Below are 12311 nucleotides of genomic sequence, written 5' to 3'. Positions count from 1 at the left end.
GGGCGGTCCTGGTCGGGCAGGGCCTGGAGGCGGGCGGCGAACGGCTCGGCGAGCGGGTCGCCGGGCGGCAGCGTGACGAACCAGCCGCGGCGCAGGTCCGCGACCGTCCGGCGGGGGCTGCGGCCCTGGCCGTGGCCGTCGAAGCGGGCCTGCCCGGCCGGAGCGAGGCCGTGCGCCAGGGCGTACGACTCCACGAGGGGCGCCGCGTCCCGGGCCGCCCGGGGCGGCCGGGAGGCGAGGACGGCGTCGATGTCGCTGCCCACGTTGTGCGCGGCGGCCTTGTCGACCGTGGTCACATAGACCCCGCCCGGCCGCAGCACCCGGGCGCACTCGGCGACGATGGCGCGCACGTCCGCGTCGCTGTCCACGAGGTGCAGCAGCCAGACGCTGCACACGGCGTCGAACTGCTCGTCGCCGAAGGGCAGTCGGCGGCTGTCGGCGCGTATCACGGCGCCGGGAAGGCGGGCGGCGGCCCGGCGGACCATGGCGGGCGCGAGGTCGACCCCGGTGACCCGCAGTCCGTCCCGTCCGGCGGCCAGCCGCCGGGTGACGATGCCGGTGCCGCAGGCGACGTCGAGCAGCCCGCGCGTCCGCGGCGGCACCAGGCCGAGCACGGCCGCCGCGGCGGCGGCCGCCCTGGGTTCGCCGCCGCGGGAGGCGTCGTAGCGTTCGGCCTCCTCGTCGTAGTCCAGCACGCGTCCTCTCCCCTCCCGGTCCGGCCGCGCTCAGTGGGCGCCGTGCCCCGGGGCCAGATCCTCCACCCGGCGGGCGAGCGCGAAGTCGAGCTCGGTGACGGCCCCGCCCACGCTGTGGGTGTTCACGGTGAGCGAGACCGTGTGGTAGCCGAGCGTGAGGTCGGAGTGGTGGTCGAGTTCGTCCTGCACCTGGGCGATGTGCACGACCAGCGCGGCCGCCGCGAAGTGGGAGGACAGCCGGTAGGAGCGGGCGAGGCGGTCCCCGTCCTGGGACCAGCCCGGCAGCTCGGCCAGCCGGTCCTCGATCTCCTTCTGCGACAGCGCTTCCACGGCCATGGCGCTCGCTCCCTTCCTGGGTGGCGCGTACCCGTCCAGCGTGCCACATCACGGCCGCGGCGGCGCTGGTCACGGGTGTCGCCGGTCCGGCGGCCGGGCGGGCCGCCGATCGGGTGTCGGCCATCGTACGGGGGTCGGCCGCCGAGGGGTATCGGGCGCGGGGGCCGGCACTGCCGTCACCACACGCCGATGGACGCGACCGGCGCCGGACCGGTGCCCGGGCCCTTCCCGCCCGCCGATCCGGCCACCGTCAAGTTCCCTTTTTCGGGGCGTACTTGACGCGGCGGTGCGGGATGCAATTCGATCGACCTCCGGTGCTGCCGCGCGTCCCGTGGCACACTGGCCCGGTTGATCGACTCACAGGGGAGACGTGGCGTGAGTGAGCGTCGGCCCGCTCCCACCGTGGGCCAAGTGGTGCTCGGCAGACGGTTGCAGGAGCTGCGGGAGGCCGCGGGACTCAAGCGCGAGGAGGCCGCGCGCGTCCTGCGGGTGGCTCCGGCGACCGTGCGGCGCATGGAGATGGCCGAGGTCGCCCTGAAGATCCCTTACGTGCAGGTGCTGTTGGAGACGTACGGCGTGCCCGCCGAGGAGGCGACCGACTTCGTGAACCTGGCGGAGGAGGCCAACCAGCCCGGCTGGTGGCAGCGCTTCCACGACGTGCTCCCGGAGTGGTTCAGCCTGTACGTGAGCCTGGAGGGCGCGGCACGGCTGATCCGGTCCTACGAACCGCACTTCATGCCCGGACTGCTCCAGACCGAGGCGTACGCGCGTGCCGTCATGGAGGGCGGGACGATCGCGCAGGAGGGCGTCGAGGCGGTGGAACGGCATGTCTCGCTGCGGATGACCCGCCAGCGGCTGCTGGAGCGCGACGACGCGCCCCACCTGTGGGTGATCATCGACGAGACGGTGCTGCGCCGCCCGGTGAGCATCCACGGCAAGGTGATGCGCGACCAGCTCACCAAGCTGCTGGAGATCACCGAGGACAGGAAGGTCACGGTGCAGGTCGCCGAGTTCACGGCGGGCCCGCACCCGGGGACGTACGCGCCGTTCTCGCTGTTCCGCTTCGCCGAGCCCGAACTGCCCGACATGGTGTTCACCGAGTACCTGACCGGCGCGCTGTACCTCGACTCGCGCCGGGAGGTCGCGGCGCATCTGGAGGTCCTGGACCACATGACCACGCACGCCGCGTCGGCCGTGCAGACGAAGAAGATCCTCCGGCGCTACCGCCGGGAGTACTGACCTGGGGGTCCCGACCTCGCGGTCCTGACCCGGGAAGCGGCGGTCAGGCGGCGCCGCCCCGCGTGTCCCGGTCGTCGTCGACGATCTCCGCGTCGACCACTCCGTCGTCGTCCTGGGAACTCTGGGAACCGTGGGGTCCCTGCGCGTCCTGCGGGCCCGTGGCCGAGGTCGGGCCCTGCTGCTGCGCCTGGGCGTACATGGCCTGGCCCAGCCGCTGGCTGACCGTGGCCAGCTTCTCCACGCCGGCGCGCAGCTCGTCCGTGTCGGCCTGCCGCTCCAGCAGCGCCTTGAGCTCGGCGATCGCCGACTCGACCTCCGGCCGGGTGTCGGCGGGCACCCGCTCCTCGTTGTCGCGGATGAACTTCTCGGTCTGGTACACGAGTTGCTCGGCCTGGTTGCGGGTCTCGGCCGCCTCGCGGCGGGCCCGGTCCTCCTCGGCGTACTGCTCGGCCTCGCGCATCATGCGGTCGATGTCGTTCTTGGGCAGGGCGGAGCCGCCGGTGACGGTCATTTTCTGTTCGCGGCCGGTGGCCAGGTCCTTGGCGGAGACGTGCATGATCCCGTTGGCGTCGATGTCGAAGGCGACCTCGATCTGCGGGATGCCGCGCGGGGCGGGCGGCAGGCCGGTGAGGTCGAAGACCCCGAGCTTCTTGTTGTACGCGGCGATCTCCCGTTCGCCCTGGTAGACCTGGATGCCGACCGAGGGCTGGTTGTCGGCGGCCGTGGTGAAGATCTCCGAACGGCGGGTGGGGATCGTGGTGTTGCGCTCGATGAGCTTGGTCATGATGCCGCCCTTGGTCTCGATGCCCAGGGACAGCGGGGTGACGTCGAGGAGCAGGACGTCCTTGACGTCGCCGCGGATGACGCCCGCTTGAAGGGCGGCGCCGACGGCGACGACCTCGTCCGGGTTGACGCCCTTGTGCGGGTCCTTGCCGGTCAGCTCCCGGACCAGCTCGGTGACCGCGGGCATCCGGGTCGAGCCGCCGACCAGGATCACATGGTCGATCGCGGAGAGTTTCACGCCGGCGTCCCTGACCGCCTGGTGGAAGGGGGTCTTGCAGCGGTCCAGCAGATCGGCGGTGAGCTCCTGGAACTGGGCGCGGGTCAGCTTCTCGTCGAGGTGGAGGGGGCCCTCGGCGGAGGCGGTGATGTACGGCAGATTGATCGAGGTCTCCGAGGACGAGGACAGTTCGATCTTGGCTTTCTCGGCGGCCTCGCGCAGCCGTTGCAGCGCCATCCGGTCGTTGCCGAGGTCGATGCCGGACCCGGCCTTGAAGCGGGCGGCGAGGTGCTCGACGATCCGCTGGTCCCAGTCGTCGCCGCCGAGCAGGGTGTCGCCGTTGGTGGCCTTGACCTCGATGACCCCGTCGCCGATCTCCAGCAGGGACACGTCGAAGGTGCCGCCGCCGAGGTCGAAGACGAGGACGGTCTGCTCCTCGCCGCGGTCGAGACCGTAGGCGAGGGCGGCCGCGGTCGGCTCGTTGATGATCCGCAGCACCTTCAGGCCGGCGATCTCACCGGCCTCCTTGGTGGCCTGCCGCTGGACGTCGTCGAAATAGGCGGGCACGGTGATCACGGCGTCCGTGACGTCCTCGCCGAGGTAGGCCTCCGCGTCCCGCTTCAGCTTCTGGAGGACCCGCGCGGACAGCTCCTGGGCGCGGTAGCGGGTGCCGTCCACGGAACCGTGCTCGGGGAACCGCCAGTCCGGGGCGCCCATGTGTCGCTTGACGGAGCGGGCGGTGCGGTCGACGTTGGTGACGGTCTGCCGCTTGGCGACCTCGCCGACGAGGACCTCGCCGTTCTTGGCGAAGGCCACGACCGAGGGTGTGGTCCTGGTGCCCTCCGCGTTGACGATGACCGTGGGTTCGCCGCCCTCCAGCACTGCCACCACCGAGTTCGTGGTTCCCAGATCGATCCCGACCGGACGTCCCATCGCTGTCCCCTTCCACCAGGGTCACCAGGGTCACCAGGGTCACCAGGGTCACCAGGAGGTCGTGTCGCAGGGCCTCCCGCACTCCAGCACAGAACGCGCACACGCCGTTGTCAATGGCACGGCCGGCCCGCCTGCGCGGACCACCCCGGCCGGGCGGTCCGCGCAGGCGGGCGTACGTTCCGTCGGATCGGGCGGAACGTGCGGATCAGATGGATCAGGTGGATCAGGTGGATCAGGTGGATCAGGCGAGCTTCGCCGACAGGGTGATGGTCGTTCCCGTCAGGGCCTGGCTGACGGGGCAGTTCTTCTTGGCCTCCTCGGCGGCGGCGACGAACGCGTCGTTGTCGATGCCGGGGACCGAGCCCTCGACGGTGAGGTGGATGCCGGTGATGCCCTCACCCGGCTGGAAGGTCACGTCGGCCGAGGTGACGAGCTTGGTGGGCGGGGTGCCGGCACCGGCCAGGCCGTGCGAGAGGGCCATGGAGAAGCAGCTGGAGTGGGCGGCGGCGATCAGCTCCTCCGGGCTGGTCTTGCCGTTGGCCTTCTCGGCGCGCGACGGCCACGACACCGGCTGCTGGCCGATGCCGGAGGAGTCGAAGGTGACGACTCCGTTGCCCTCGAGCAGGTTGCCTTCCCAGACGGTGTGTGCGGAGCGCGTGGTTGCCACGGTTCTTCCTTTCGCGTGGGTTCCCGGTTCCGGGATTCCTGCGCACCATCCGATCACATTCCGGCTCAGCGCACCCGGAACACCGGCCCGCGCGCGGTGAACGGCAGTCGTGCGTTCTCCGGGATCAGATAGGCGTGTTCGCGCCGCACCCGCAGCACGTCGCACCAGCCGTCGGTGATGACGAGGACGGGCGCGCCGGGCGGGAAGTCCTCGGCCCGCTGCAACAGGTCGATCCCGGGCTGGAGCACCGTACCGCCGCGCCCGTGCACCCGTACCCGCCCGGCGATCTCGGTGACCTGGAGGTAGCCGGCGTCGTGCGGGGCGGTGTCGCAGAAGACGACCCGCGCGGCCGGGACGTCCCGGGCCTCGGCGTAGGAGGCGATGGCGCCGAGGGCCTTGCCGAGCAGGGTCCGGTCCATGGAACCGGAGGTGTCGAGGACGACGCCGAAGGTGCAGCGGGCGATCTCCTCGGGCGGGAAGTGGCGTCCGGCGCGCGGGATGTCGGGGGTGGCGGACTGGCGGCGGGACGGACGGGCGTAGGAGCGGACGGGTTCGGGACGGGGTACGAACTCGTCGAACCAGCGGGCCAGTCGGGCGTCCCAGGGCAGCGGCGGGTGGGAGAGGGCGCGGATCTCCTCGACGAGACCGCCGGGCAGGAAGCCGCGCTCCTGTCGTTCGTGCAGGTCGAGGCCCTGGGCGAGGCCCCGGCGGTAGAAGCCGTCGAGGTCGACGTGGTCGCGCGGCGGGCCGAGCGGGGCGCCGAGGACGTCGCCCACGCCCTTGCCGCGCAGGGTGGCCAGCCGGCGCATCCGGCGCAGGTCGACGGCGATACGGTCGTAGCCCTCCTCGGCGGACAGTCCGGCGAGGGAGGGATCGTGCAGCAGTCCGTCGGGCATGGTGCCGACCTGCATCTCGCACAGCCAGCCGTTGACGACGTAGTCGCAGGCGACGTTGAACAGGTAGGGGTCGCGGCCGCCGCAGCGGTCGCCGTGCCGCAGGGCAGCGTGCAGCATCTCGTGGGCCAGGACGAAGCGCCATTCCTCGTCGTCGAACCGCCGGACGGGGTTGATGTAGATCTCGCCCGCCTCCGCGTCGACGGCGGCGACCGCGATGCCGTGGGCGCGGGCGAGTTCGGCGTCGGCGACCAGCCGGATGCCCGCCGCGATGCCGCCGAGCAGCGGGAACGAGGAGACGAACCAGCCGAGCGCCCGCTCCCAGGGCTGCCGTCCGGTCGCCTCGCCGTCGAGGGTGTCGCGCCGGCCGCCCGCCACGTCCATCGCGGCGGACACGGTCCGGGTCAGCGCGCCCGCGAACGCCAGCTGCCAGTCGGGGAGGTGACCGCCGAACCAGCCCACCGCCGGCACGAGCAGCTGGTCCGGTTCGGTGCCCGCGGTGCCGCAGTGCTCGTACACGGCGGGCAGTCCGGTGCGCCGCCAGCGGGCGGCGAGCCGTTCCTCGTCGCCGTCGGGGTAGCTCAGCGGCAGCTCGTCCGGGACGGTGCCGACGGGGAAGGTCAGCAGGAAGCGGTTGACGACCGTGCAGCGGGCGGCGAGCTCGTGGCGGTCGGGCTGGACCCGCTCGCCCCGGGCCGCGGGGAGATGCCCGAAGCCCAGATGGAGACCGGCGTGGGCGAGCGCCCAGGCCCAGTGCGCCGGGTCGGCGATCCGGGCCGGATGGACGTGCAGGAGGCCTGCGGAGTCGGCGCGCACGAGTCCGTCCCCGGGGGTCAGCGGACAGTCCTCCGTACGGCAGACGCTGAGGTCGAGGGCGGCCAGCGCCGGGTTGGCGCGGAACAGCCGCATCCCCTCGGCGAACGCCTCCGCGGCGACGTCCCGCTTCTTGCGGCCGCGCTCCCGGCTCACCGGCGCGCCTCCACCAGCCGGGGCATGTCGCGGGCCGCCTCGACCAGGAACCAGGCGGGCAGCACCGGGTTGCCCTCGGCGTCGGCGGCGATGACGGTCTGGGCGACCTCGACGGATATCTCGGCGAGCTGCACGAGCAGCGACTTCGCCCGGTACGCCAGCTGCCGGCCGCTCGCCGGCATGTGCTCCTTGTCGGCCGGCAGCTCCTTGAGGAGCCGGCCGCGGAACGAGTCGGCGAGGTAGTAGAGCAGGTCGCGGTCCTCGACGCGGTGCGGCCAGGGGGCGTCGCCCCGAAGGACGGCCTCGATGCCGTACCGGCTGCGGACGATCTTCACGTAGCCGCAGAAGGCGACGGCGTGCGCGGGGGTGAGCGTGCCGTGCGCGAGGACCTTCAGGGTGTCCTCGTCGAGGTCGCGGCCGAAGGAGTGCAGGGCGTCGGAGAGCATGTGCCAGGAGCGAGGCGTGGAGAACGGCTCCTCGGTCTTCGGCGGCCGGGACCACAGGTGGTCGGGCCGGTCGGTGAGGTGGTCGAGGATCCAGGGGTGGACGGCGTGGGCGGCGGCCCAGCCGAGCCAGTCCTTGGCGGAGGCCTCCAGGTGCACATGGGTGAGACGGTTGACGAGCGCGGAGGCGATCGGGCGGGCGAGGGCGTTGTCGGTGGCGCGGTTGCCGGCGCCGATGACGATCGAGCCCGCGGGCAGCTCGTAGGAGCCGATGCGGCGGTCCAGGATGAGCGAGTAGAACGCCTTCTGCACATCCGGCGAGGCCGCGTTCAGCTCGTCCAGGAACAGGCAGTACGGCTGGTCGCGGGCGATCGCCTCCGGCGGGCAGAACACCGAGCGTCCGTCCCGGATCTGTGGCACGCCCATCAGGTCCTCGGGTGCCAGCTGGGTGCCGAGCAGGCTCACGCACTCCAGGCCGAGCGACTCGGCGAACTCCCTGACCAGGGAGGACTTTCCGATGCCGGGGGCGCCCCAGACGAAGACGGGCCGCACGGTGGCGAGACCGAGCAGCAGCTCCGGGAGGCGGGCGGGCGTGACGGTGACGGCAGCCTGCAAAGCAGGGACTCCTTGCGAGGGGGGTGGGGACGGGCGCGCCGTGGTGCGCGCCGCCGGACGCGAACAGTGTGTGCGTACGCGTCCGCCCACGCAGCCGATTTATCACGCGATGCGCTGCCGCCGTCCGGCCGCGCGGGCTGCTCGCCGTCAGGCCGTCCGGCCGTGCGGGCCGCTCGCCGTCAGGCCGTCCGACGGTCCGGGCCGCTCGCCGTCAGGCCGTCCGACGGTCCGGGCCGCTCGCCGTCAGGCCGCGCACTCCTCCTGGCCCTCCCGGCCGTCCCGCTCCGTGCGCCCCTCCTGTCCGTTCGGCTGCCGCGCGCTCCGCGGGCCCGCCGCCAGTGGCACCTGGGGGCCGTCCGGCTCGCGCAGCCAGCGGCGCAGCACCCGGTGGACGTGTTCGGCGCCGACGAGTTCGGCGCCGTCCTCGACCGGTGCCGAGACGGCGAGCGGTGACATCAGGAAGGGGCGGCTCTGGGCGCCGCCGAGGCCGCCGTGCGAGCCGATCTGCTCCTCGAAGGCGAGGACTTCGCCGGCGGCGGGGTCGTGCCAGGAGTTGATCATGATGTCGGCGGTGTGCGGGAAGGAGTGGGTGCGGCGCACGGCGTCGGCGGCGCCCGGCCCGAACACCGCGAGCGGCCCGGGGTCCTCGTCGAGCCGGTCCAGCGGGATCTCCGCGCCGCCGGGACCGAGCACCACACCGCCGTGCTCCTCGCTGCGTACGAGGAGGAAGCCGATGCCGGGATGGCCGGCCAGGGCGGGCAGCAGCGCGGGATGGCGGGCGTCGATCTCCTCCCTGGTCATCCGGTGCGGCACGTCGGGGAAGGACACCAGGCCGAGGTTGCCGGAGGCCAGCACGATCGGGTCCGAGCGGCGGCCCGCCGGGCGGTGCCGGTCGTGGCTCTCCTCGACCGGGCGGTGCAGCGCGGCGCGGACCGCGGCACGGGCCTCGGTGCCGGTCGGGGGCTCGCCCGCGCGGGCGGCGCCGACGGCGTGGGCCAGGGTCCGGTCGGCCCGGCGCGGGACGGGCAGACCGCAGCCGGCCCGCACCAGGTCGCCGAGGGTGAGGCCGTAGCGGGAGCGGAAGGTCTCGCCGGGGCTCTGCCCGTGGTCGGACAGGACGACGATCCGGTACGACCGCGGGGCGTGCTCGGCGACCTTCCCGATCAGCGCGAGGCAGCGGTCCATGCGCCGCAGGACCTGCTCGGCGTCGCGGCTGTGCGGTCCGGAGTGGTGGGCCACCTCGTCGTAGGCGACCAGGTCGGCGTAGACGGCCGTGCGGCCGACGAGCATGTCGCCGATCACCGCGGCGACCACGACGTCCCGTTCGACGACGGTCGCGAAGGCGCGGACGAGGGGGTAGAGACCGCCGCGTCTGACCCGCGGGAGCTGCCCCCGCAGCCGGGCGCGGGTCGACTGGTGGATCTCGCGGCCCACCTCGGCGACGAAGGACAGCACGGTGCGCACGGCGTTGGCGGGGTCGCAGAAATAGGCGAAGTAGCCCGAGCGGGACCGGGTGCGGCGGCCGCGGCGGCCGATGGCGATGGACAGCACGAGCGCCTGTTCGTCGGCGCCGCCGCCGAAGAGGTTGCCGCGGCTGGCGCCGTCCAGGGTGAGCAGTCCGCCGTCGCCGGTGCGCTCGACCGCGCGGCGCTGGAGTTCGGCGGCGCTGGTCGGGCGGTTGCAGACCATCACCTCCCGGCTGTCCTTCTCGTACCAGCGGAAGGCGGGGATGTCGAAGTTGCTGGCGTGCAGGATGCCGAGCTGGCTGGCGCCGGTCTGGCTGGACCAGTCGGTGCGCCAGGAATTCAGCCGGTGCGTGGTCGGGGCGGGGGCCCGGTCGGGGCCGGTGCCCAGCCAGCCGGCGACCGTCGGCATCAGTCCCTTGCGGACGGCGTCCACGAGCACGTCGTGGCCGACGCCGTCGAACTGGAGGAAGACGGTGCCGGGGGTCCTCGGGCAGGGCGGGCCGCCCCGGCGGCGGCGGACGGCGAGCCGGGAGAGGCGGCGGCGGTAGGCCTCGTCGTCGCGCACGGCCAGGGCGGCGCCGGTGGCGGAGGCGACGGCGGACATCACGGCGGCGACGATGACCGCGGTCTCGGGGGCGGCCGCGCTGCTGCCGGACGGGGTCAGCCGCAGCGCCAGCAGCAGCAGCGAGCCGTTGAGGAAGAAGACCAGCAGGCCCAGCACGAAGGCGGGGACCAGCAGCAGGAGCCGTACGAGCAGGGGCCACACGAGGGCCGACAGCAGACCGAAGAAGCCCGCGCCGAACGCGGCCGTGACGGCGATGCTGGTGGCGCTGTCACCGTCGGCGGACTGGAGCTGGAAGTCCGGCAGGATGCCCGCGAGGACCAGCATGGTGACCGTGGAGACGGCCCACACCACGATGCTCCGCCCGATCTGACTGACGATCCGCCGCCAACGCACGTCCCGCACGGCCCGTACACCTCGCGTCCCGGCCCCACGCCGGCCGCGGGCCCTCATCCTCCAACCCTGCCACAGGCCGGATGACAAGCCCTGTGCGGACGTCCGCCGGGGTCCGGGTCAGCGGCCGTCGTAGCCGGCCGTCGGCATGGACAGCCGGCGGTGCACCTGCGCCTTCATCTGCGCGTCGTACAGCGGTTCGGCCCGCCCCACCGTCTCGACCCGCACCCCGCGCCGCAGCGCCTCCGCGGTGAACTCCTCGACGGACGACAGCGCGCTCTCCAGCACCCGCCGGCTGGGCGCCACGAACAGGTCCACGCCGGGCCGCACACCGTCCCAGAGCACCACGTGGTCGGGGCGCAGCCCGCACACCATCAGCTCCCGGGCGACCACGTACCCCCGCTCGGCGGCCCAGCGCGCGCACATCGCGTGCTGGCTGCGCGAGTCCACCAGGAAAGGGTCGTCGTCCAGTTCCTCCAAGGGTGTCAGGCTCGCGATCGCCGTCACCCGCACCGCGTCCGACCCGCCGGAGGCACCCCGCACCTCTCCCATGGCGTCCCCTCACCTCCGGGTTTCGCCGCCGACCCTACTCCTGCCCGTAGGCTTCGGGGAGTCGCGCGAAGGAGGCAAAGAGGTGCCGGTGGAGATCACCTGGTGGGGCCACGCGACCTGCGCGGTCGAGGATTCGAACGTACGCGTGCTCACGGATCCCCTGTTCACCGGCCGGCTCGCGCATCTGCGCCGGCGCCGGGGCGCGCTGCCCCCGGCGGACGCCCGGCGCGCGGACGTCGTCCTCGTCTCCCATCTGCACGCCGACCATCTGCACCTGCCGTCGCTGGAGCGGCTCGCGCCGGGCACGCGCCTGCTGGTGCCCCGGGGCGCCCCGCGCGCCGTCCCCGGACTCCGCCGGCTCACCCATCTGGACGTGCAGGAGGTGGTCCCCGGGGACGAGACGGTGGTCGGCGCCCTGGTGGTGCGGGCCGTGCGCGCCCGGCACGACGGGCGGCGACTGCCCGTGGGGCCGCGCCGCTGCCCCGCGCTCGGCTACGTCGTGACGGGCGAGGCCCGCACCTATTTCGCCGGGGACACGGGGCTGTTCGACTCGATGGCCGAGGAGGTCGGGCCGGTCGACACGGCACTGCTGCCGGTCGGCGGCTGGGGCCCGTACCTCGGTGAGGGGCATCTGGACGCCGGGCGGGCGGCCGAGGCACTCGCCCGGCTCGCGCCGCGCAGCGCCGTGCCGGTGCACTACGGCACGTACTGGCCGATCGGGCTGGACGCCGTGCGCCCCCATGAGTTCCACGCGCCCGGCGAGGAGTTCGTGCGCCTCGCGGCCGAACGGGCGCCGGAGGTCGTGGTGCACCGGCTCGCACACGGGGAGAGCGTGCGCCTGGAGGTCACCTCGTGATACCCCCGGCCCTCGCGTCGCTGTCGGCCGTTCCGGTGCTGTCCGCCGCCGCGCGGACCGTACCGCCGGAGTCCACGCAGCAGGCGCTGGGCTATCCGTCGCTGTTCCTGCTGGTGCTGATCGGGGCGCTGGTGCCGGTGGTGCCGACAGGGGCGCTGGTCAGTTCGGCGGCCGTGGTCGCCTTCCATCAGACGGCGCCGTTCGCCCTGGCGGCGGTCTTCGTGACGGCGTCGCTGGCCGCGTTCCTCGGTGACGCGGCGCTGTACTGGCTGGGCCGGCGCGGGATGCGCTCGAAGAACGGTTCGCGCTGGCTGGAGGCGATCCGGGCGCGGGCGCCGGAGGACCGGCTGGCGGGGGCGCAGCACAGGCTCGCCGAGCACGGGGTGGCGGTCCTGGTGCTGTCCCGGCTGGTGCCCGCGGGGCGGATCCCGGTGATGCTGGCCTGTCTGATGGCCGACTGGCCGCTGCGGCTGTTCGCCCGGGGCAATCTGCCGGCCTGCCTCGCCTGGGCGGTGACGTACCAGCTGATCGGGATCCTCGGCGGCTCGCTGTTCAGCGAGCCGTGGGAGGGCGTGGTCGCGGCGGTGGCACTGACCGTGCTGATCGGCGCGGCGCCGACGGTGTGGCGCCGGGTCCGCCGCACGGCCGGCGCCTGAGCGCTGCGCCGCGTCCGCGGCCGCGGTGGGGGTTCG

At 73.6% G+C, this 12311-nt stretch carries 11 protein-coding genes; 3 read left to right on the top strand and 8 right to left on the bottom strand.

Features of this window, described 5'->3' with window-relative positions:
• Positions 1-695 (bottom strand): methyltransferase domain-containing protein (locus FNH09_RS39325; RefSeq protein ID WP_162469775.1); only part of this gene is annotated, 695 nt, incomplete at its 3' end.
• A 30-nt stretch (positions 696-725) separates the two neighbouring features.
• Positions 726-1031, bottom strand: a complete 306-nt coding sequence (locus FNH09_RS39320) for a 4a-hydroxytetrahydrobiopterin dehydratase (protein WP_152894665.1) — start codon at positions 1029-1031, stop codon at positions 726-728.
• 375 nt (positions 1032-1406) lie between these two features.
• Here FNH09_RS39320 and FNH09_RS39315 point away from each other — a divergent pair, with 375 nt between their 5' ends.
• Complete coding sequence (locus FNH09_RS39315; RefSeq protein ID WP_162469774.1) at positions 1407-2270, top strand: Scr1 family TA system antitoxin-like transcriptional regulator; 864 nt, start codon at positions 1407-1409, stop codon at positions 2268-2270.
• 43 nt (positions 2271-2313) lie between these two features.
• Here FNH09_RS39315 and dnaK read toward each other — a convergent pair whose 3' ends face one another.
• The 6 genes from dnaK to FNH09_RS39285 form a co-directional block, all read right to left on the bottom strand.
• The gene (gene dnaK / locus FNH09_RS39310; protein ID WP_152894663.1) at positions 2314-4203 is read right to left on the bottom strand and encodes a molecular chaperone DnaK; all 1890 of its coding nucleotides are present in this window, start codon (positions 4201-4203) and stop codon (positions 2314-2316) included.
• Positions 4204-4444: 241 nt separating this feature from the next.
• Positions 4445-4870 (bottom strand): OsmC family peroxiredoxin, encoded by a 426-nt coding sequence (locus tag FNH09_RS39305; RefSeq protein WP_162469773.1) that lies wholly within the window; start codon positions 4868-4870, stop codon positions 4445-4447.
• A gap of 65 nt (positions 4871-4935) precedes the next feature.
• Positions 4936-6672: a vWA domain-containing protein gene (locus FNH09_RS39300; RefSeq protein WP_152894668.1), complete on the bottom strand. Its 1737-nt coding sequence runs from the start codon at positions 6670-6672 to the stop codon at positions 4936-4938.
• A 56-nt stretch (positions 6673-6728) separates the two neighbouring features.
• Complete coding sequence (locus tag FNH09_RS39295; RefSeq protein WP_152894662.1) at positions 6729-7790, bottom strand: ATP-binding protein; 1062 nt, start codon at positions 7788-7790, stop codon at positions 6729-6731.
• Positions 7791-8033: 243 nt separating this feature from the next.
• Positions 8034-10271, bottom strand: a complete 2238-nt coding sequence (locus FNH09_RS39290) for a phage holin family protein (RefSeq protein ID WP_152894661.1) — start codon at positions 10269-10271, stop codon at positions 8034-8036.
• A 60-nt stretch (positions 10272-10331) separates the two neighbouring features.
• Entirely contained in the window at positions 10332-10763 is a 432-nt protein-coding gene (locus tag FNH09_RS39285) for a hypothetical protein (RefSeq protein WP_152894660.1), read from the bottom strand.
• Between the two features lie 82 nt (positions 10764-10845).
• On the opposite strand from FNH09_RS39285, the gene FNH09_RS39280 reads away from it, so the two are divergent.
• Entirely contained in the window at positions 10846-11619 is a 774-nt protein-coding gene (locus FNH09_RS39280) for an MBL fold metallo-hydrolase (protein ID WP_162469771.1), read from the top strand.
• Entirely contained in the window at positions 11619-12275 is a 657-nt protein-coding gene (locus FNH09_RS39275; protein WP_375970032.1) for a DedA family protein, read from the top strand. Before FNH09_RS39280 ends, FNH09_RS39275 begins: the two co-directional genes overlap by 1 nt.
• The last annotated feature ends 36 nt before the right edge of the window (positions 12276-12311 follow it).

Origin of the sequence: Streptomyces adustus (genome assembly GCF_009377175.1) — a bacterium.
Lineage (GTDB): Bacteria > Actinomycetota > Actinomycetes > Streptomycetales > Streptomycetaceae > Streptomyces > Streptomyces adustus.
The sequence above is the reverse complement of the archived record's forward strand: the minus strand, read 5'-3'. Positions and strand labels throughout refer to the sequence as shown.